At 62.4% G+C, this 20,148-nt stretch carries 24 protein-coding genes; 12 read left to right on the top strand and 12 right to left on the bottom strand.

All coding sequences use genetic code 11. The features are described 5' to 3' along the window. Window positions 1-201: 201 nt before the first annotated feature. The 11 genes from G3N58_RS25515 to G3N58_RS25465 form a co-directional block, all read right to left on the bottom strand. On the bottom strand, window positions 202-420 hold the full coding sequence (locus G3N58_RS25515) for an AlpA family phage regulatory protein (RefSeq protein ID WP_167283867.1): 219 nt from the start codon (window positions 418-420) through the stop codon (window positions 202-204). A 109-nt stretch (window positions 421-529) separates the two neighbouring features. Beyond that, complete coding sequence (locus G3N58_RS25510; RefSeq protein ID WP_206000515.1) at window positions 530-1,168, bottom strand: hypothetical protein; 639 nt, start codon at window positions 1,166-1,168, stop codon at window positions 530-532. Between the two features lie 8 nt (window positions 1,169-1,176). Then, complete coding sequence (locus G3N58_RS25505) at window positions 1,177-1,554, bottom strand: single-stranded DNA-binding protein (RefSeq protein WP_206000514.1); 378 nt, start codon at window positions 1,552-1,554, stop codon at window positions 1,177-1,179. Between the two features lie 311 nt (window positions 1,555-1,865). After that, on the bottom strand, window positions 1,866-2,900 hold the full coding sequence (locus tag G3N58_RS25500) for a hypothetical protein (RefSeq protein WP_206000513.1): 1,035 nt from the start codon (window positions 2,898-2,900) through the stop codon (window positions 1,866-1,868). Window positions 2,901-3,180: 280 nt separating this feature from the next. Next, window positions 3,181-3,438, bottom strand: coding sequence for an AlpA family phage regulatory protein (locus tag G3N58_RS25495; RefSeq protein WP_206000517.1), 258 nt, complete (start codon window positions 3,436-3,438; stop codon window positions 3,181-3,183). A 102-nt stretch (window positions 3,439-3,540) separates the two neighbouring features. Then, complete coding sequence (locus tag G3N58_RS25490) at window positions 3,541-4,416, bottom strand: hypothetical protein (protein WP_206000512.1); 876 nt, start codon at window positions 4,414-4,416, stop codon at window positions 3,541-3,543. Between the two features lie 182 nt (window positions 4,417-4,598). After that, a complete protein-coding gene (locus G3N58_RS25485) occupies window positions 4,599-4,736 on the bottom strand; it encodes a hypothetical protein (protein ID WP_206000511.1) in 138 nt (45 codons plus the stop codon). Window positions 4,737-4,854: 118 nt separating this feature from the next. Beyond that, window positions 4,855-5,214, bottom strand: coding sequence for a hypothetical protein (locus tag G3N58_RS25480; protein ID WP_206000510.1), 360 nt, complete (start codon window positions 5,212-5,214; stop codon window positions 4,855-4,857). Beyond that, window positions 5,211-5,381: a hypothetical protein gene (locus G3N58_RS25475; RefSeq protein ID WP_206000509.1), complete on the bottom strand. Its 171-nt coding sequence runs from the start codon at window positions 5,379-5,381 to the stop codon at window positions 5,211-5,213. The genes G3N58_RS25480 and G3N58_RS25475 overlap by 4 nt, the downstream gene beginning before the upstream one ends. Window positions 5,382-5,661: 280 nt before the next feature. Next, window positions 5,662-5,907, bottom strand: coding sequence for a DUF4224 domain-containing protein (locus G3N58_RS25470; protein ID WP_167283877.1), 246 nt, complete (start codon window positions 5,905-5,907; stop codon window positions 5,662-5,664). Between the two features lie 310 nt (window positions 5,908-6,217). Then, window positions 6,218-6,778, bottom strand: a complete 561-nt coding sequence (locus G3N58_RS25465) for a hypothetical protein (protein ID WP_167283878.1) — start codon at window positions 6,776-6,778, stop codon at window positions 6,218-6,220. A gap of 171 nt (window positions 6,779-6,949) precedes the next feature. Between G3N58_RS25465 and G3N58_RS25460 the strand changes: the two genes are divergently transcribed. The 3 genes from G3N58_RS25460 to G3N58_RS25450 all read left to right on the top strand — a co-directional run bounded on the left by G3N58_RS25460 (window position 6,950) and on the right by G3N58_RS25450 (window position 8,697). Continuing rightward, a complete protein-coding gene (locus G3N58_RS25460; RefSeq protein ID WP_206000508.1) occupies window positions 6,950-7,711 on the top strand; it encodes a hypothetical protein in 762 nt (253 codons plus the stop codon). An 83-nt stretch (window positions 7,712-7,794) separates the two neighbouring features. Continuing rightward, window positions 7,795-7,953 (top strand): hypothetical protein, encoded by a 159-nt coding sequence (locus G3N58_RS25455; protein ID WP_206000507.1) that lies wholly within the window; start codon window positions 7,795-7,797, stop codon window positions 7,951-7,953. 93 nt (window positions 7,954-8,046) lie between these two features. Beyond that, a complete protein-coding gene (locus tag G3N58_RS25450; protein ID WP_206000506.1) occupies window positions 8,047-8,697 on the top strand; it encodes a hypothetical protein in 651 nt (216 codons plus the stop codon). Window positions 8,698-9,080: 383 nt separating this feature from the next. Here the strand turns inward: G3N58_RS25450 and G3N58_RS25445 are convergent, their stop codons facing one another. Beyond that, window positions 9,081-9,797, bottom strand: coding sequence for an IclR family transcriptional regulator (locus G3N58_RS25445; RefSeq protein WP_206000505.1), 717 nt, complete (start codon window positions 9,795-9,797; stop codon window positions 9,081-9,083). Between the two features lie 165 nt (window positions 9,798-9,962). On the opposite strand from G3N58_RS25445, the gene G3N58_RS25440 reads away from it, so the two are divergent. The 9 genes from G3N58_RS25440 to G3N58_RS25400 all read left to right on the top strand — a co-directional run bounded on the left by G3N58_RS25440 (window position 9,963) and on the right by G3N58_RS25400 (window position 20,148). Continuing rightward, window positions 9,963-10,664 (top strand): RraA family protein, encoded by a 702-nt coding sequence (locus G3N58_RS25440; protein WP_167049527.1) that lies wholly within the window; start codon window positions 9,963-9,965, stop codon window positions 10,662-10,664. After that, the gene (locus G3N58_RS25435) at window positions 10,664-11,611 is read left to right on the top strand and encodes a hydroxyacid dehydrogenase (RefSeq protein ID WP_206000504.1); all 948 of its coding nucleotides are present in this window, start codon (window positions 10,664-10,666) and stop codon (window positions 11,609-11,611) included. The genes G3N58_RS25440 and G3N58_RS25435 overlap by 1 nt, the downstream gene beginning before the upstream one ends. A gap of 24 nt (window positions 11,612-11,635) precedes the next feature. Beyond that, window positions 11,636-12,565 (top strand): SMP-30/gluconolactonase/LRE family protein, encoded by a 930-nt coding sequence (locus G3N58_RS25430; protein ID WP_206000503.1) that lies wholly within the window; start codon window positions 11,636-11,638, stop codon window positions 12,563-12,565. A 135-nt stretch (window positions 12,566-12,700) separates the two neighbouring features. Next, on the top strand, window positions 12,701-14,020 hold the full coding sequence (locus tag G3N58_RS25425; protein WP_241017232.1) for an MFS transporter: 1,320 nt from the start codon (window positions 12,701-12,703) through the stop codon (window positions 14,018-14,020). A 54-nt stretch (window positions 14,021-14,074) separates the two neighbouring features. Beyond that, the gene (locus tag G3N58_RS25420) at window positions 14,075-15,229 is read left to right on the top strand and encodes a porin (protein ID WP_206000501.1); all 1,155 of its coding nucleotides are present in this window, start codon (window positions 14,075-14,077) and stop codon (window positions 15,227-15,229) included. A gap of 11 nt (window positions 15,230-15,240) precedes the next feature. Beyond that, complete coding sequence (locus tag G3N58_RS25415) at window positions 15,241-16,287, top strand: amidohydrolase family protein (protein WP_167049537.1); 1,047 nt, start codon at window positions 15,241-15,243, stop codon at window positions 16,285-16,287. Beyond that, window positions 16,284-17,567: an MFS transporter gene (locus tag G3N58_RS25410; RefSeq protein ID WP_206000500.1), complete on the top strand. Its 1,284-nt coding sequence runs from the start codon at window positions 16,284-16,286 to the stop codon at window positions 17,565-17,567. The genes G3N58_RS25415 and G3N58_RS25410 overlap by 4 nt, the downstream gene beginning before the upstream one ends. After that, the gene (locus G3N58_RS25405) at window positions 17,564-18,805 is read left to right on the top strand and encodes an MFS transporter (protein ID WP_206000499.1); all 1,242 of its coding nucleotides are present in this window, start codon (window positions 17,564-17,566) and stop codon (window positions 18,803-18,805) included. The genes G3N58_RS25410 and G3N58_RS25405 overlap by 4 nt, the downstream gene beginning before the upstream one ends. A 17-nt stretch (window positions 18,806-18,822) precedes the next feature. Beyond that, window positions 18,823-20,148: an MFS transporter gene (locus tag G3N58_RS25400; protein WP_206000498.1), complete on the top strand. Its 1,326-nt coding sequence runs from the start codon at window positions 18,823-18,825 to the stop codon at window positions 20,146-20,148.

The following is a 20,148-nucleotide window of genomic DNA, read 5'->3' as shown; positions in this document are numbered from 1 at the left end:
CAAGGGCTCACAGAAAATTTCGTGTCACTACAACGCATCGACAACCACGGACGCCAAGTGTTTGATCTATAAGGTGCTCTGGGTCGAAATTGCCTCAAATTCCGGCCGGAAATGTCGAACTCGGGAGGCTCAGACGCGAGCCGCTGACGCGCTCCGCCGGCGACGCGAGTATCTTCGGCTTTGACAACGCTCATGCTTGGCTCACACCGCGGATGGCACGACTTGCCGTGCGGCCGCGATCTTCGAGAGATACACATCCAGATCACGCTCGAGGAAGACCGTTGTGCGAGCACCAAGCTTCAGGGGCTTCGGAAAATCGGCGTCCCGCTTGAGCTTCGCCCACAGCGTGCTGGTGCCGATGCCCAACTTGGCAGCGGCTTGCGCGGGTCGCAGGCACGCGCCGTCGAAGGTGTTGGTCATGGATACTCCTCTCGGTTGCATCACACCGCATCGAAATGAGCGGAATGAGAGAAGTATTCGATTTGAGACTAATAATGTCCAAGGGACGCTATAAACAACATTTCCGCAACTATTTCGCACCTAGCCGGGATCTGTAGGTTTTCAGACCAGTCTTGACGACCTTCCCTAATGTCCCATCCGCAAAAATAGAGTCAGGGATTACGAGCCGAACGAAGTCGAAGAACCGGCCTGAAATCTGATTGTTAATCGCGCTCGTCGACACAGTGGCTTGCGACTCCGTAAGTTGCTCATATTTTTCGATTAGCCGTTCGATCAACCATTGACGATCGTCTGGCGCGCGTCCCCGCCGCGGCTCTGCATCGCCCAATCGGACCACTTCGTCAATGATTAGCCCGACTCTCTGAGCCGCGCTCAGCAGGTCGGCATACTCGGCAGTGCCATCAAGCACGCGTTCAACGGTTTGGCTGCGACACAGAACACCTGCCAGCGACGCCTGGAATGCGCGCAACTCGGCAGCGCGCTGGGCCCCCTTCGGCATTCCGCGGTTCTCTCCTCTGTTGAGCTCATAGAGGCGCACGCAAGCGTCGATTTCATCGAGATCCGCGGCGATCTCGTCAGCGTCCCGGCCGAGCACATCAGCAACTCTCCGACGCCGCTCGTTGTCCATTCGGACGGCTGCTTGCCCAGTGAGTTGTGCCGTCTCCAGATCGGACCGCGCGTCGAACTCCTCGTTCGTCTTGTCGGTCATCGTCACCCTCACAGCTCGTCGTTCATGTCGTCGCGCGCACCGCCCGTCGGCATTGAGTCTTCCGATTGCATAGCCCGCCGCCTACGCTGCACGTGGTACGCGGTCAGGACACCGTGCGCCACCATATCGAGCGCCGGTCGAGCCTCTCCGTTCTTGTCCGTCCACACTTTGGGCGTCAGCACGCCGGAAAGCGCAACGCTGTCGCCGTCATCCAGCGCCATTAGTGCCTGCTGCACTGTGGTGCTGAAGGCGATCACGTTGACAAACAGCGCGTCACCATCACCCATTGTGGCGCGCACCTTCGCGGTAACGAACGACTTGCCATTCTGACCAGCGCGCTCCGCCGGCTTGCCATAGACCTTCCCGCCAACCAGTCCATCAATCATTTCGCCCTTCCTTTCGCTCGTCGTGCGGCGTACGGTTTATTGCCCCGCTTTCGCGGCGCCCAGTTGCGACTCAAGCCAATCACGGCGCACCTCAAGCCGGGTCAGGGCCGCCTGGTGCACCAACAATGCCGCTCTAACCGCTGCGAAATCGACCGCCGTTGGCCGACCCATGGACCTCGAAGGCGGCACAACGGGACGACGCACCGTCAACAGCCCGCGTAGCTCGGTAATCGCTTGACGCTCGGAGGCGATCGCTTCATCGATCCGGTTATGTTCCTCGCGCATCGCCCTGACAGTCGCAGCGTGACTTCTCATTGCTCGACGATCGTGAACTGACCACCGCTGACCTTCGTGAACCCTTCCCGGCCAATTATCCAGTCAAATCCGCAGCGCGGCGGGACGTCGACTTTCGCCGCGATCCACGGGAAATATTTCAACCAAAACTTCGGGCTTTGGGGCCTGAACGTCACGAAGTCGTCAATCGCGTTCGCACGCGTTTCGACGAAGACGGTCGGATTGACCCTCCCGAGTTGATCACCGAGCGATGCGTTGTACGCTTCGATTACCTCGAGCTGCGGATTGGTGTACTCGGTGTCGATCTCGTCCTGCCAACGGGCAGCGTTGAGCCAAGTCGCCGCGTGCGGAATGAACTGTTTCCGACTCCACTGGGACGATCTCTTCGCCTTCTCGACCGCCGTCAGGATTTCTTCCAAAAGCATGTCGTCAGGACAGAGTTTGTCGAAGGCCTTCTGAGCGTTCTTTTTTTCTACCTTCCGGGGATACGCCGCCCAGAAAATATCGAATCGCTCGCGAAGCGAGTGAGGGAAGGTTTTGTTTACTGCCTCTTCAGTCCTTTCTATAGATTCAGTTCTTACTAATACGTCCGGATTTTCCCGATCGGGCTTTTCCCGATCGGGCTTTTCCGGATGAGGCTTGGGACCCATATCCGGATTTTCCGGAACGGGTTCAATCTGGCCAGACAGGGTGCGCCCAGTAACCTCGTGGGGCTTTTCCGGATTAGGCTCAAGAGCCTCGTCCGGGTTTTCCGTATTTGGCTGTTCGTAGACTGTCGTGACGACGGATCCATCGGCAAGACGCCGGCGCGCGATATATCCCGCCTCGTTGAGCTCATCGAGGGTGCGGTACACAGCGTCACGCCCACTGGCGCGCGAACAGGCTTGGGTTTCGTTTATGAGTGCCTGCACGTTCACACTCCAGTGGTCTGGCTTGCTGAGCAGATGGGCGAGCATGCCGCGGGCTGACCAGGAAAGATGCGGATCATTGAGAATGCGATTGGCGATGACCGTGAAATCACGATCAGGTCGAGGTGCGCGAATAATAGGCATCGGCTACTTGGTGCTCGCTACCTTCGCAGCGCTCGGCGCGCCAGCCTCGATGCATTTCGCTACCGGCCGAAGGAAGCCCCTCACTACTTCGGCACGCCCTGCGCCGTTGGCGTCGACAAGGAGTGCGAGCAGGCGATCCGCAAGGGCGTCGGGATGCGTTGTCCCAGCGGCAATGTCCGCTAGAACATCACTGGCGGCGCGCTCCGCGAGCACGTGTACGAGCGCCTCGCCAGCGACTTTTCTCGTCACATCGGGTGAGGAAATGTCGTTAGGCCGCATCTCAAACCTCCGCACGATAGCCCGCCGGATCGGAGAGCCAGCGGTGAATTTCGCGGTTTGACCAAGCGACACAACGTGCGGAGCCAAGCTGCACGCGCTTCGGGAAGCACCCCTTCAGCTCGCGCTGGCGAATTGACTCGTGACTTAGGGGAATGATGTGTTTCAACTCGCTCCAGCGAGTGAAGCCATCGAGCGGCAAAGCCCGCGATTCGGACTGCAAGTCCGCGCTCGTCGTCGTGCTCTGGGATTTTGTGGCCATTTGCATAACCTTGCGGTTCATTGAACATGGCCGGAATATTAAAAAATCTCCTTTTTCCAAAACCGAATTCGGCTAATTTCAACCGATTTCGGTTTCGTGAACCTAGCGCCGAACTATCTTGGAAAGCCAAAAACCACTTTGCGGAAGCTGATCGGCGGCTTTCTGCAAATGCTTTCGGACTGTATCCGCTTCCATGTTGAGACCGACGTCCTGCAGAGCCTTCACAATGTCGTTGGCAGCGCTGCTCCTCTTATTTGGGTCCCATCCGAAGCCCTTTATCGCCATCGCGACCAACAATCGATGCAACGAATTACGTTCGCTGGTCTTGAGGGGCTGTTCCTTGGGCGAAACGCCAAGTTGAGTAAGTTGGTCACGCAGCCGCTGATTCTCGACCAACAATTCGTAGTGGCTCACCTTATCGGGATTGGTTTCCGAGGCTTCGCCCTCCGTCCCAGATTTGCCGGCCACCACCTCCAACCTGACCGGCGGATACCACTCGCCCAGAATTTCTGTCGACGATCGCGCCATCAACTGCAAGCGCTCGACCCCATCGCAAATTTGTTCACGCACTGTCGCAAGTGATTCACGGTACCGGCGAATCACTTCGCTATCGACCCCACGGGCCAACAGCCATTCCATCAATGCATCCAGACTCACGTAACAGAAAGTTGGGGCGAGATGATCGTCCAGATCCCGCGACTCAATCTGGATCGGCAAACGCTGCGCATCGACGGCTGCAACCAGCCTCTGTCTTTGCTGCTCGATTTGCGGACACAGCGCCGAAAGGAGCCGCGGATCGAACGGATTTCCGTCAAACTCCGCTGGCTTTTTGATCTCGGGGAACTCGTCCAAAGTCCATAACTCGAGCGCAACGAGCTCAGCGGCGACGTCGATCGTCACGCTAAATAGACCAAAATCATCAAGGTGAGCGCGAACCAAATCGGGCTCGTAGCACGGGAAGGGTTGTGGCATTTTCATCTGATGTCCCTTTGCACGCCCCTTATTGAAGGCCGCGCCAACAGGGTAAGGGAGCCCTGCTTTCGCCCCGTCGGGCTAGGCGCGGTAAGACCTGTCATCGGAACGCTGCCAACGGCCGCCAACTGCTGGGCGCCTCTGTCGGCTGCAGTCATTCTGCATAGCATCACAGCCTAAACTCGGACTTAGCGAATTCCCTGCTCGTCAATCTGTGTGACTAGACGCATGCACAGGATCATGCAGGCCATCATGACGGCCGGCGCGTCTGCCAAGGCGATGTCGCCCATCCCGTAGTCGATGCCGCCGTCTTCGTCGATACTCACGTGCAGATTGCCCCGGCGAGCTTTGACCACTACTGACTCTGCACTCTGCACAACCGCCTTCGTTTGCGCACGCCCACACCTCCACGCATCCAAGTCAATGACACGACGGCTTGTTGTCTCACGCATCGTCGCCCCCTTCCTTGTACTTCTCTACCTGCTTGTCCAGCCCCGTCGACAAGTCTTCGATACACCCTTCAAGCATTTTCGCTGCCTCAATCCCCAGGCACAGCAGCGCCTCGACGGTGGCCGGAGCAAGTGGTGGTTCAAGGTTGCCACTTCCGTGCTCCATCGCACATTCGCGAACCAGATTCGCGCGCGTGATGGTCATCACAGCACACACGCCGCGCACGACATTCATCGTACGGTCAGCCTGATTTATCAGACAATCAGTGTGCACTCGATGACCGCGTCGGGGAAGTTCGAGCGCGTCGCGGGAGAAAATTGAAAATTGATCGTCGAGGAAATTTTCGCGGGTCATTGCTGCGCCTCCGCACGGACGATTTCAGCCAGACGGCACAACGCGTCTCCAGTTACATCAAGTGCGTCATAGACAGTCTCCGCGATCGCGGCATCGCGCAAGGCAGTGCGGATGATTTCGAGGGAGCTTTGCCGTTGCTCTGGGCGAGCGGGAATAGTGGGACGCATGACGCGGCCTCCAATGTCGAATTGAAGACCCGCTTCCCGTCGCCAAACGGGGGTGGGCGGGCACTGAACGGGGTTGGCGAACCGGGACATTGGAACCGGCAGACCCGAAGGTCTCCCCACCCAGGCCCACCCATTGATTTGGGTGTGCACCGGAAACGGACGTAAAAAAACCGCGCGGCGGCGGTTGTCCGCCAATATCGTCAGGTCGCCAAACCTGATCGCTGTTGTTTCAGCGACGATTTAACTTTAGTGCCAACAACGCGCAGTCGTCAAGCACGGACTATCGATTTTTGAAAGGTGACAGCAGTGGCGGCCGTGGAGCTTCCGGCTTCGTCAATGCATCTGCCACGCCCATGCGTTTCAATAGCAAAGCCTCGAATGCGGACTGCGTCATCAGGATTGAGCCATCAGCGCGGAGCACAGGTTCTAAGCCAAAGTTTTTCTTAAACCATGCGACCTGAGCCGACTTGCGTTTCTTGCCAGTGATCTGGACAAGTTGCTCTGCTGAAAGAATTTCAAATGACACGAGGGCTCTCCCTATTGCGAGGACGTTTCGACAATCTTCCGGCGACGGCCGCGCGTGCTACCTGCCGATGAGCTCGTTTCGACCCATTTGTCATAAGCCTCTAGGTTGATGTGGCGACGGTTATCAGGAGACCATTTCTAGTGCGTTCCCTCGATAAGCCGCCCGTCGTGCACGAGATGGTTAGCCGAGCGCCGCCGCCTCGCGTTGCGCCCCGCGCGCGAGGACGAGGAAATCGTGCAGTTGCGCCGTGCGCGCTGCGGCGTACGCCGAGCCGAACCAGCGCGCCGAGCACCAGCCAGCGCCCCGTATTTCATTTTGATGCGCCGCGCTTAGGGCGCCCTCTGCGGTGCTCCGCCAAAAGCTTCTCGAACTCGGCCGCCGCCTTGCGAGCCGACATCGGCAATTGAGGCGCCGGGGTACGCGCCGCCTCGTCTTGCTGGCGAGACGGTGATTCAGTGGAGACCGGAGGGCCTGCGGTTGAACCTGACGTCATCTCCTTCAGTTTGTCCGGCCATACGCGCCACTGATTGCCGATCTGGAAGAAGCCCATCTCCAGCTTGTGTGCATAGACGGTACCGTAAGAGACGCCGAGCAGCGCAGCGGCCTCACGCAGGTCAAGCGCGCGGCCAAGCGCTGGCGGCGTTCCCTGCGGCACAACCTGCTGTTGCACTTGTGGCTCCGAGATCCGGATCCCCTCGCGCAAGGCCTGATTCTCAGCGCCAAGGCGCTTGTTCTCTGCTTCCAGAGCCGCGGCTCTGTCCTGCAGTTGGTCGATGGCGTCTGCTGCTTTCCAATCGAGGGACCTCTCACGGTTCGCGCTGCGATCCATGCGCACGCGCAATCGCCTCACCAGGTCGTCGAACTCGTCCATGCATCCCCTCACAGGTTTTCGAGCACACGATAACCGATCTGTGCAAACTCGATCTGGCGATCCAATATAGGACGCCAGTGTGCGCAATCGCCGCACACCAAGTGTCACGGGGTCGGAATAAACTGCCGCCCGCAGCGCGGACCCAGCCCCCCTCTCCCGAAAGGCAATCCGATGTCCCAACGGAATGACGCGTCGTTCTTCCATCGGTTGATCTCGCCGATGCTCAAACAACTCCGGTATATCGCAAAGCTCACGCAGGGTGAGCACACCGTCGACGACTTAAAAAGCGAAGCTTGGCTCATCGCCGAGGAGATCAAGGCAGAACGCGGTGGCGCGGTCGAGCCAGACGACGCTGATTTTCAAGAGAGGGTCATAGCGGGTCTGCACAAGCTGTTCGGCCGTTTTGTGAATCGTGCAATGCGCTTCGCCACACGCCTCGATCAGGACGAGCGCGACGATGACGGAGACTTCCGGGAAAACGCGGTCTCCGCTCGCCTATCAGCCCCGCAGAGCTACGAACCCGAGATTGCGCTGCAGCTCGAGGAAGAAGCCGCCGAGGCCGCCCGTGTAATTCACGCCCAGTTCTCAGAGGCAGTCGCCTATTACCACATGTTCGATCAGTTCGACGGCGATACCTCGGCGCTGGCGGGCTATTTCGCGATCACAGCGAGAACACTGCGAACTCGGCTTCAGCGCGCCGATCTGTCGGCGCGCCGCCAGCCCTCCGTCTTCGATAACGTCGCCTCCATCCCGCCCGACTTTGTGAGCCGCCGCGGTATGTGGCACCGACAACCATCGCGCAACCAGTTCCTGCGCGTATGCGGATCGGCGCGGCCTGCACAACTACACCTGTTCCTGAAGTTTGGGAGGGTGTTCGGGCCGACTACAAGACGCTACGTCGGGCGCGAATCGGCCGCGCCGCTCAACGGATAGCCTGCTGGGATTTGGTTCTCCGAGCTAAAGTTTTCCGCTCGCCGGCCGAAAAAATGTAAGCCGATAACAATACTGAGAGACCAATGAAACGCATCATCGCTGCATTGATCGCCGTCGCCTTCGCCACATCTACGATCGCTTACGCTCGTGGCGGTCACTATGTAGGCGGTCACGGCTCATCCCACAAGGGCGGCCATTACCGCAACCCGCGAACACACGACCACTACGAAAAACGTAAATAGGCGTCGCGAAGCCCAGCGCCGCGGAGCGCTGCGGACACGCGCTGAAACGAAGGGAGAGCTCGCCCCACAAGCCGAGCAGTTCGAGAAACCACAATGAATAAGTCCAACATAACCCGAACGGCCGGCGCCATCGCACTTGTTGCCACGCTGGCTGGCTGCGCCTCTAGCTCCATGTCTTATACGGAACCAGCTGTCCGGCAAAAAACGACGATATCGAAAACGATTAATAGGTCCAGGGATGCTGTTTGGGCAGCGGCCGTACCAGCGCTCGGCAAAGACTTCTTTGTGATCAACAACATGGACAAGGCGTCCGGACTAATCAACGTGAGTTATTCCGGCGATCCCCACTCGTTCGTTGATTGCGGCCACGTTTCGGCATCGTTCACAAACGCTCGAGGCACGCAGAATTATGACTTCGATGGTTCCGACAAGGATGCGAACTACACTCAGTTCAAATCGCCGCTCCTCATCAATCTTCATCGCCAAATGAATCTTGATGGACGGATCAACATCATTTTTGAGCAGCCCACCCCCGACACCACCACGGTGACGGTCAATGCGCGCTACGTCTTAGAGCGGAGAATTCAAGCCCGAGCTAACAATGGAGCGGGAGACTCAAGGCGCGACGAAATTTCGTTCAGCTCGAACGGACGCGCAGAATATCCAGCTCTGGGCGCCAGCCAAACCACCGTCTGCGTGCCGACTGGGAGGCTCGAACAGGACGTGCTTCAACTTATCAACTGAGGCCCGGAAATCGGCCATCGTCGCAACGACGAGGCGATGGCCTTAAAAAGATGGCCGTTTGCGTGACCTGTCGCGCGTTGGGTCACCATGAATGCCCCTTCCCGGCGACACTATCGCCGGTTCGGCCATCGGATGAACGCCAGCGAGCTGCTTATGGGGGTTGTTTTGGGGGTTGTTCCACGCACCCAGACTGGAAGATCCTTACCATACAAGGCGTAGCGGACAGAATTCGGTTGACGCCGCCACATTGATTGAACACAAAACCCCGTAAGCCGCAAAAGCTTACGGGGTTTTTGTCTTTTCCGGCTCAACCATCGAGCCCGTCACCCGGGCGACAACTGCCCCCGAGCGAATTGGCACCACGCCTACTCCGCTCCCCAAGTCTACGCACCACCACCATACATGCGCTCGCAGAGCCCAATGCTCGCCCCGAGCTTGCGCGAAAGATCGAACGCTGCGCGTAGCTGCAGGCCTTTGAACTCTCCCGACTCATGGGCCGCCTCGAGCCTCGATGCCGGCCCGGACAGCGTAAGCGCGGCCACACACTTGTCTTCCGCACCGAAAACCGGTGTGGCGAAGGCAGCCGTATGCTGGTCGCGCGCGCCGGAAGTGAAAAGCGGAATGTCCGGCGTGGCATCGAAAACCGGCTCGCCCAATGCCCAGAACCGCAGGACGCATCCAATCGCCGTATCGTCGAGCGGCAGAGAGGTTCCGGGAAGCCGCGTCTCGCGCAAACCCTCCGCCGGCTCCGCCCTGAACAGGCAAAGACGCTGGGAATTCCCGAGAACGTAGTACGATGCGCTTTCCTTCGTTGCGGCGGCCAGTGCGTGCAGAATCGGCTCGACCACCGACGACAGATGGAAGGATTGCTCGTAGAGCTTCCCGAGATACAGCACCCTCGGACCCAACGAATACATCCCCGCCTCCGAGCGTATGACGTAGTTCGTCCGCTCCAGCGAATTCATCAGGCGATACACCGTCGTCTTGTGCATGCCCGACGCCTGCGCGAGCGCGGCGAGCGACAGCGATTCCGCGCCAGGCTTGAAGCAATCGAGCAGCGCCAGCGCCTTTTCAACTGACTGAACCCCTTCGTTTCCCATCGCAATCCCCGAATTGGTCGACCGGAGAATTGTACATCGTACAACATCGTTTTATACCGTAAAAGGGTAAACACCAGTGGATACCGATTAATCGCGCGGCTAAAGTAGTTCCATTAAGTACAACACAGTTGTACATTGTACAACTCAATACATGAGGCTACTCCCATGAGCGCAATTTCCAACGCAACTCCCGCCATCGTTCGCGACTTCGAACGCGTTTCACCTGAACTCGTCGAGGCCGCGTCCCGTTTTCAGTCTGCCATCCTTGCCGACGTCGCCGGCCGCCGCGGCACCCTGCACGGCCGCGTCAAGCCGCTGTCGCCGAACATGAAGGTCGCGGGCCCGGCCGTGACCGTCGAAGTCCGCCAAGGCGACAACCTCGCCATCCATGCCGCGCTCGCCATCGCCAAACCCGGCGACGTGATCGTCGTCGATGGCAAGGGCGATCAGAGCTGCGCGCTCATCGGCGAAATCATGGCGACCCAGGCGCACGCAAGCGGCTTTGCCGGCTTCGTGATCGACGCGGCGGTGCGCGACTCGCACGAACTCGCGAACGGCGCGTTCCCGGTCTTCTCGGCCGGCCTGAATCCGTGCGGCCCGACCAAGGGCGTCGCGGGCCGCGTGAATCATCCGATCGCCGTTGCCGGTGCCGCAGTCAAACCGGGCGACCTCATCGTGGGCGACGCCGACGGCGTCGTCGTGATTGCGCGCGAAGAAGTCGAGCAGATTCTCGTGCTCGCGCAGAAGAAGCTCGACGCGGAAACGGCGCGTATCGCCGCGATCCGCAACGGCGAGGCGCTGCGGCCGGCCTGGGTGGAAAAGGAATTGCGCGCGGCCGGCATGCTGGCCGAAGGCGAGGCGCTGTAATGCAAACGGCCAACCAGAAACCTGTCGTGCTCGTCACGGCGGCGGATCTCGCGCCGCAAGCGCTCGCGTTGCTCGACCGCTTCGAGGTGGTCTTCGCGGGCAAGCAGCCGACCGAGGACGACATCGTCACGCTGTGCGCACAGTACAAGCCGGTCGCGATCATCGTCCGGTATGGCAAGGTCAACGCGCGCATCATGGATGCCAGCGAAAACCTGCGGGTCATTTCCAAGCACGGCAGCGGCATCGACGTGATCGATCAGGACGCCGCGGCGCAACGCGGCATCGCCGTTCGCGCCGCGGCCGGCGCAAACGCGGCCGCCGTCGCCGAGCATGCCTGGGCGCTGATTCTCGCGTGCGCCAAGTCCGTGACCCAGCTCGATGGGCGCATGCGTGCCGGACATTGGGACAAGTCGACGCATAAGTCGGTCGAGCTCAACGGCCGCACCCTCGGTCTCGTGGGTCTCGGCGCGATCGGCCGGCGGGTCGCCGCTGCGGCCCAGGCCTTCGACATGCAGGTGATCGCGTTCGATCCCTATACGAAGGAAGCCCCCGCCGGCGTAAAGCTCGTCACGCTCGACGAGCTTTACGCATCGGCCGACGTGGTCTCGCTGCACTGTCCGCTGACGGCCGAAAACCGCCAGATGATCGATCGCGAGACGCTCGCCAGGCTCAAGCCGGGCGTCATTCTCGTCAATACCGCACGCGGCGGACTCATCGACGAGCCCGCACTCGTCGACGCCCTCGCCAGCGGCCAGGTGCGCGCGGCAGGTCTCGACAGCTTCGACGTCGAACCGATGGCGCATCCCCACCCGCTCCAGCGCGTGACCAACGTGATCCTGTCGCCGCATATCGGCGGCGTGAGCGACGCGGCCTACGTGAACATGGGCAAGGGTGCGGCGGCGAATGTGCTCGCAGCGATCGAAGAGCACGCCCAACGCCTCGTGTGATCGGCGCCAGAGTCAGAGGTTGATATGCATTTGCTCAAGTCCCCGGAAGTCCGCGAAGCGGAAGTCTTCACCCGCATGCCGGAGCGTTTTCGCAAGCCCGGCGTGCAGACCGAATGGGCGCGCGCCAATCGCGGCGGTCAGTCGACCGATTCGTTTCTCGAAGGCCCGGTCTGGAGTCCTACGGGTCATCTCTACGTGACCGACATTCCGCATGGCCGCATCTTCCGCATTGCCGGCGACGGCGAGTGGGAGCTGATCGCCGAATACGACGGCGAGCCCAACGGCATGAAGCGGCTCGACGACGCCCACCTGCTCATCACCGACTATCGCAACGGGCTGATGCGGCTGGACATCGAGCGCGGCACAGTGTCGCCTTATCTCGAGCGCCGCAATACCGAGCGCTTCCGGGGCGTCAACGATCTGACCTTCGACTCGGCCGGCAATCTGTACTTCACGGACCAGGGGCAGACAGGTCTGCACGATCCGACCGGGCGCGTCTACCGTCTTTCGCCGCAGGGCAAGCTCGATATGCTGCTCGGCAATTGCCCGAGCCCCAACGGCCTCGTGCTCTCGCCCGACGAAAAGGTGCTCTACGTCGCGATGACACGCGGCAATTGCGTGTGGCGCGTCCCGCTTCAGGCGGACGGATCGGTCAGCAAGGTCGGGCAGTTCTTTACCTCGTATGGCCCGAGCGGCCCGGACGGACTCACCATCGATACGGCGGGACGCCTGTTCGTCGCCAATCCCGGTCTTGGCCGTGCGTGGGTCCTCAATCACCTGGCGGAACCCGAAGTTGTCCTGACCAGTCCGGCAGGCGCATCGCTCACCAATCTTTGCTTTGGCGGGCCCGACATGAAGACGCTCTTCATGACTGAATCCGTCTCGGGAACCGTCCTGCGAGCCGACATGGATATCGCCGGCCCGCTTCCCCAGCAGGCCAGGCACACTCACTAGCCGGCATCCAGGCGGATCGCTGCCGCGACCCGCCCGTCCGATCAGAACACGTTGCGCCCGGCGAGGCGCAATGGAGGAGCGCACATGCAAGTTTCCCGAACCTTGAGCGCGAACAGCGCGCCGCCCGACAACCCCATGCCCGGGCATCCGGCAATGCACCCGGAGCACTATGCCGCCAGCGAGCGCACGCTGGCCAAGGCCTATCGCCGGATATTGCCGTTCATTTTCGCGTGCTACGTGGTCAGTTATCTCGACCGCACCAACGTCGGATTCGCAGCACTGACGATGAACCGCGAGCTCGGCCTCACCGCCCAGGAATTCGGCCTGGGCGCCGGGCTCTTTTTCATCGGCTATTTCCTGTTCGAAATCCCGAGCAATCTGATCATGCAGAAGGTCGGCGCGCGCGTCTGGATCGCCCGGATCATGATTACGTGGGGCCTGATTTCGATGGCGACGGCTTTCGTCACGGGGCCGAAGAGCTTTGCCGCCGCCCGCTTCCTGCTCGGTCTCGCGGAAGCCGGCTTCACGCCCGGCATCTATCTGTACTTCACGCACTGGTTCCCCGGCAGATGGCGCGCGAAGATCACGGCGGCCTTCCTCGTCGGCATTCCGGTCGCGAACATGATCGGCTCGCCGATCTCCGGGGCGCTGCTGCAACTGGGCGGCCTGCACGGGCTGCTCAGCTGGCAATGGCTTCTGCTCGCGGAAGGCTTGCCGGCCATCCTGCTCGGCATCGTGTGTCTCTTCGTGCTGGCCGACCGTCCGGAGAAAGCGCGCTGGCTGAGCGAGGAAGACAAGCAGCTCCTCGCGCAACGCCTCGCGCTCGAACAGCAGGGCATCGCCAGAAAACATGGCGCCAGGCTGCGCGACGCCATGACGAACTGGCGAGTCTTCGTGCTGGCGTTCGTCAACTTCTGCGGGATTGTCGGCTCGATCGGCGTCGGCTTGTGGATGCCGCAAATCATCAAGCAATTCGGTGTCAGCCATGCGGTCGTCGGCTGGCTCGCGGCGATTCCCTACGCGCTCGGCGCCGTGCTCATGCTGGTGTGGGCGAGAGTCGCCAACCGCGCGTCGAACCGCGTGCCCTACGTGGCGGGCGCGCTGCTCCTCGCCGCGGCGTCGCTCGCCGTCAGCACGGTGCTCGACGTCCCGACGCTCAAGCTGATGGCGCTGTGCCTGACGGTCAGCGGCATCCTCGCCTTCCAGGCAACCTACTGGGCGATCCCTTCCGGATTTCTCACGGGCCGCGCCGCGGCAGGCGGCCTCGCGCTGATCGTCTCGGTCGGCAACCTCGGCGGCTTTGTCGGGCCGTCGATGATCGGCGGCATCAAGGAGTTCTCCGGCAGCTTCACCGCGCCTTTGCTCGCGGTGGCGTGCGTGATGCTGGTCGGCGCCCTGACGATCGCGTGGCTGGGAGACCCCGGCGCGGACGCCGGCGAAGCCTCGCGCACCTGACACCGTTGCCTCACCCATAACTTCAATAGACCTAAACGACTTTCCGGAGACATCATGCCGTACAAAAAGGCCGTCACGACCTTCGCCACCCAGCCTCCCGTTCCGTTGCGCGCCGCCGCTGCACTGGCCGCGCTCGCGCTCACGCCCCTCGCGGCACATGCGCAAAGCAGCGTGACGCTTTATGGCATCGTCGATGTCGGTGTGGAGCACATCAACAACACGCCGACGGGCGGCGCAGTGACCCGCGAGGTCTCGGGCAATCTCTCGGGTTCGCGCTGGGGTTTGAAGGGCGTCGAGGATCTCGGCGGCGGGATGCAGGCGATCTTCACCCTCGAAAACGGCTTCAACATCAACGACGGCACGCTCGCGCAATCGACCAAGGGGCTGGGCGCCAATGCGGCCACCACCTCGCGCCTTTTCGGCCGCCAGGCCTGGGTCGGCCTCGCGTACGGCAATCAGAAGCTGACCTTCGGCCGGCAGAACTCGGTCTTCTACGATCAGGCGGTCGTGTTCGATCCGATGGGCGCGTCGTCGCGCTATTCGACCTTGTCGGTCGACTACGCAGCCGCGGGGCGCATCGACAACGCCGCGAAATACGTCGGCGCGTTCGGGCCCGTAACCGTTGCGGCCATGTACAGCACGCGCTATGACACGGGATACGGCAGCGAAGTGCCGGGCGCCCAACTGACCGGCCGCTACTTCGGCGGCTCGCTTACTTACGCGCGCGGCCCGCTCGCGGCGAGCGTGTCCTACGAACAGCGCAACAGCAACACCGTCGCCACGAACACCGCCACGGAACGGCGCGCGGTCGCGGCGGCAACGTATGTCATCGGCAGCCTGAAGGCATTCGCCGGCTATCGCTATCTGCAGGCGTCGAACGCGTTCCTGCCTGCCAATCCGATCGCGCTCGCGAACGGTGCGCAGTCGAGCGCCGCCAATCTGTACTGGGCCGGCGCGCTCTATAACTTCACGCCGGTTTTCTCCGTCACCGCGTCGGCCTACTACCAGGACGTCCATTCGACGAGCGCCGATCCCTGGATGGCGGTGCTCAGCGCCGACTACCTGCTCTCGAAAAGCACCGACCTCTACGCGACCGCCGGCTTCGCGCGCAACAAGGGCAACTCCGCGCTCGGCGTGAACGGCTACGGCACCGTCGCGGCGGGCTACGACCAGACCGGCTTCGTGGTCGGCATGCGCAAGAAGTTCTAGGCGGCGAGGCCATGCAGATCGTCCACGCCCCTCACCTGCCCATCCGGGAAAACTGGCTCGCGCGGCGGCGCGAGGAAGTGTTGCAGCCGGATCTCGCCATCGTCGACGCGCACCATCACCTGTGGGACCGGCAGACGGGCCGCTACCTCGCCGACGAATTGCGGCAGGACACGGGCGGCGGCCATCGCATCGTCTCGACGGTCTACGTGCAGTGCCGCTCCATGATGCGAAGCCACGGCCCCGACGCCATGAAACCCGTCGGCGAAGTCGAATTCGCCAACGGCGTCGCCGCGATGTTCGCCAGCGGTGCCTATGGTGCTTCGCGCTGCTGCGAGGCCATTGTCGGCGGCGCGGACCTCGCGCTCGGTCACGCCGTCGCACCGGTGCTCGAAAAGATGCTCGACGTCTCGGGCGGGCGGCTGCGCGGCATTCGCAATCCGCTCGCGTGGCATGACAGCGAGGCGGTGCGGTCGAGCCCGGTCGTGCCGCCGCCCGATCTCATGCAGCGCCGGTCGTTTATCGACGGTGTGCAAACGCTCGCGACATACGGTCTCAGTCTCGACGCCTGGGTCTATCACACCCAGCTCGATGCGCTCTACGACCTCGCCGTGCAAGCGCCGAACGTGACGATCGTGATCGATCACTTCGGCGGTCCGCTCGGCATCGGGCCTTACATCGGCGAGCAGGCCGAAGTGCGACGCGCCTGGACGGCCGCACTGCGGCGCCTCGCGCATCTGCCGAACACCCGCATGAAACTCGGCGGCGCCGGCCTGACCGTATTCGGTTTCGACTTCGCGGCGGCCGAACTCCCGCCGTCGTCCACCGACCTCGCGGCCGCGTGGGCGCCGATGTTCGAGACCTGCGTCGAGCTTTTCGGCGCGCAACGCTGCATGTTCGAAAGCAATTTCCCGGTCGACAAGGGGATGTTCGGCTACACGGTGCTCTGGAACGCCTTCAAGCGCCTGGCAGGCAGTGCGTCGCCTGACGAGCGTGCCGCGCTGTTCAGCGGAACCGCCGCGTCGACCTACGGGTTGGACCTATCAGGAGACAAGACATGAAACCGGAAACGGCGACGGTAGCGACCGCGGCAAGCGGCGCCAGCACGCACGCGAAGGGGTACCGCGACATCTCGCGCGCGGAATGGCGCTCGCTGTCACTGGCGGGTCTGGGCTGGACCTTCGAGAGCTACGACTCCTTTCTCCTGTCGCTGCTGTTGCCCACGCTGGCCTTGCAGTTCGGCCTGAGCAAAGCGCAGCTCGGCCTCTTCACGAGCATCACCGCCGCCGGGCAGATCGTCGGCGGCATTCTCTTCGGCTATGTGTCGGATCGCCTCGGCCGCGTGCGTACGGCGTTGCTATGCATCGGCATTTATTCACTGTTCTCAGGACTGCTTGCGTTTGCGCCGAACGAGCACTGGTTCGCCGTCTCGCGATTCTGCGGCGCGTTGGGCATGGGCGGCATGTGGACGGCCGGCGCCGCGCTCGTCGCCGAAACCTGGCATGCGAGCCGGCGCGGCAAAGGCGGCGCGCTCATGCAGATGGGGCTGCCGATCGGCGCGATCATCGCCATCAGCGTGGCGGGCATCGTAAGCATGGCTAACGGCGGACTCGCCGGCAACGGCTGGCGCCTGCTGTTTCTGATCGGCGCGCTGCCGTTCTTCATTCTCTTCTGGATCGCGCGCAAGACGCCCGAATCGCCGATCTGGCTCGAACGCAAACAGGCCGCGCGGCACGACAAGGCGCATCCGTCCGCCGCTGCCACGCAGCTCAACGTGCGGGGTTTGCTGACCGCGTTCACGTTCATCTTCTTCCTGCAATACCTGTACTGGGGCGTTTTCACGTGGACACCCACGTTCCTCGTGACGGTGAAGCACCTCGACTTCGTGCACAGCCTCAAGTTCGTTCTCGCGTTGCAGTTCGGCGCCATCTCGGGCTTCCTGCTGTTCTCGGCCTTCGTCGACAGGATCGGCCGGCGGCCCATGTTCATCGCCTATCTGCTCGTAGGCGCGGCGGCCGTGGGCGTCTATATCTTCTCCGCGAATCCGTTGCTGCTGATGGCCGCGATCTTTCTTACCGGATTCGGCGTGAACGGCATCTTCGCGGGCGCGGGCCCCTTTCTCGCCGAGATCATCGGCGACACGGCCTCGCGCGGCTTTCTCATGGGCCTCGCCTATAACGGCGGACGGCTCGGCGGCTTTATCGCGCCACTCGTCATCGGTGCGCTGGCTTCGAGCGCCGGCGGCTTCGTGCTGGGTCTCGCGACCACGATCGTCGCGTTCGTCGCGGCGGCGATCGTCGTGTTCTTCGCGCCGGAAACGCGCGGCAAGGCGCTCGCATGAACACGACCACACGGCAGCCCAGCTTCTACGACCGGCTGTTTCCGGCGCTCGCCGAACCGGCTTTGCGCCGCTACGCGTGCGGCCAGGTCGTTTCGGTGCTCGGCAGCTGGACCCAGAACATCACGCTGAACCTGCTCGTGTACCACCTGTCGGGCATGGCATCGGTGCTGGCGCTGCTGAATTTTCTGCTGTACGGGCCGCAACTCGTGGTCGCGCCGCTGGCGGGATCGCGCATTCACTCGGCCAACGCGCGGCGCACGACGCTCTGCGTGCTCGGCACGTCGATGCTGCTCACGATGAGCCTGCTCACACTCTGGCTGCTGGGGTTGCTCGGCGTCAAGCTGATCCTGCTGCATGCGCTTGCCATCGGTATGTCGAGCGCCGTGGAAACGCCCTCCCGCCAGATGCTGCTGGTGACGAGCCTGCTCGATCAGCGACTCACGTCCAATGCGGTTGCCATGAACACGATGGTCTACAACGTGGGGCGCATGGTCGGCCCGAGCATCGCCGGCTTCGTCTATCCGGCGTTCGGGCCCGGCGCCGCATTTGGCGTGTATGCGTGCGCGCTGGCCGTGATGGCACTGTGCGTGCGTTCGATGAAAACCACCGGCGCGCCGCGCGCGGCACGCGCGGATAGCGGCCTGAGAGACGCGGTGGGCTACGTGATGTCGGACGCGTTTTCGGCGCGCTACCTGCCGATCCTCGCCTGCATCGGACTCTTCGCCGCAAGCTACCAGACGCTGGTTCCGCTGCTGGCCGACCGCGCCTATCACAACGCCGCGCACTATACGGGCCTCTTCTTCGCCGCGGCCGGCAGCGGATCGCTCAGCGCGGCGGTGCTGCTTTCGTCGGCCTGGGGGCCGCGCGCCTCGGCACGGCTGCTCGCGCTCGCGCCGTGGAGCGCCATCGCGGCACTGCTCGTGCTCGCGTCGACGAACGACATCGGCCTGTCGATCCCGGCGTTCTACGCGCTCGGATTCAGCCTGACCTTTTCGGCGACCTCGACCAACGCGACGATCCAGCAGCGCTGCCCCGAGCAGGTGCGCGGCGGCCTCGTGGGCATGTACGGCATGGCCTACAACGGCACGATGCCGTTCGGCTATCTGCTCGCGGGAACGGCCGCCGAAGCGCTCGGCGTGCGCAATACGTTCAGCGTCATGGCGTTCGTCCTCGCAAGCTGCGTCGTCGCGATCCACGTTTTACATCACATCCGACTGCGCCGCTCCGGCGCACAATAACGCCAGGAGACTCACTCATGCAATTCAACGGCAGCGCCGCTGCATCCGCGCTCGAGCAGCAGACCCTTCGCAAGGTCGTCTGGCGGCTCGTGCCCTTCCTCATGCTCTGCTACCTGCTCGCGTTCATCGACCGCGGCAACGTCGGCATGGCGTCCTTGCAGATGAATCACGACCTCGGACTTTCGCCGCGCGTTTTCGGGTTCGGCAGCAGTCTCTTCTTCGTCTCGTACTTCTTCTTCGAAGTGCCGAGCAACATGGCGCTGCAACGCTACGGCGCGCGTATCTGGATTGCCCGCATCATGATTACGTGGGGACTCGTTTCAGCGGCCACCGCGCTGGTGCGTACGCCGACCGGTTTCTACGTGCTGCGCTTTCTGCTCGGCGCGGCCGAGGCCGGTTTCTTCCCCGGCGTGCTGCTTTACCTGTCCTACTGGGTTCCCGCGAAGTATCGCGCCCGCATCGTCGCCACCTTCATGGTGGCGATTCCCGCCGCGAGCTTCATCGGCTCGCCGATCTCGGCGGCCCTGCTGCAACTCGACGGCTTCGCGGGGCTGCGCGGCTGGCAATGGCTCTTCATCCTCGAAGGCATTCCGACCGTGCTGCTCGGCATGGTCTGCCTCGTGCTGCTGACCAACAAGCCGGACGAAGCGCGCTGGCTGTCGGCCGGCGAGCGCGAGTGGCTGACCGGCGCCATCGCGAGCGAAGCGCGCGCTCCCAGCAAAGTCCCGCCGATGCCGCTCGCGAAACTGTTTCGCAATCGCTATGTGCTGTGTCTCGCGCTCGTCGATGTGTGCGCCTCCGGCGCGGGCAGCACGCTTTCCGTGTGGCAGCCTCAATTGCTGAAGTCGTATGGCTTGACGGTCATGCAGACCGGTCTGCTCAACTCGGTGCCCTACGCGCTGTCGTCCGTTCTCATGGTGTACTGGGGACGACGCTCGGACCGGCTGCAGGAACGGCGCTGGCATACGGTGATTCCGATGCTGCTCATCGGCCTCGGCCTGTTCGGCACGTCGCTGAGCGGTTCGCTTTTGCCCACCCTGACGATGCTGTGCGCGGTGCTGGTCGGCGCCTATGCCTTCAAGGGGCCGTTCTGGGCGCTCGCCTCCAGCATGCTGTCCAACAGCACGGCCGCGGCGGGACTCGCGACCATCAACGCGATCGCCAATCTGCTCGGCGGCGGCCTGATGGTGAACGTCTACGGCTGGGTCAAGGAAGCCACGGGCAGCTACGCGCTCGCGCTGATGCCGCTTGGCCTGCTGACGCTCGTGAGTGTGGCGACGCTCCTGCTGCTGAGCCGCCCGGGCCCCGATCAACGCGTGCCGAATAAAGTCGAGGTGGTTTGA

This window comes from Paraburkholderia sp. Ac-20342 (genome assembly GCF_017104985.1).
In the GTDB taxonomy this organism is placed as follows: Bacteria; Pseudomonadota; Gammaproteobacteria; order Burkholderiales; family Burkholderiaceae; genus Paraburkholderia.
This window is presented reverse-complemented; position numbering and strand designations above follow the sequence as displayed.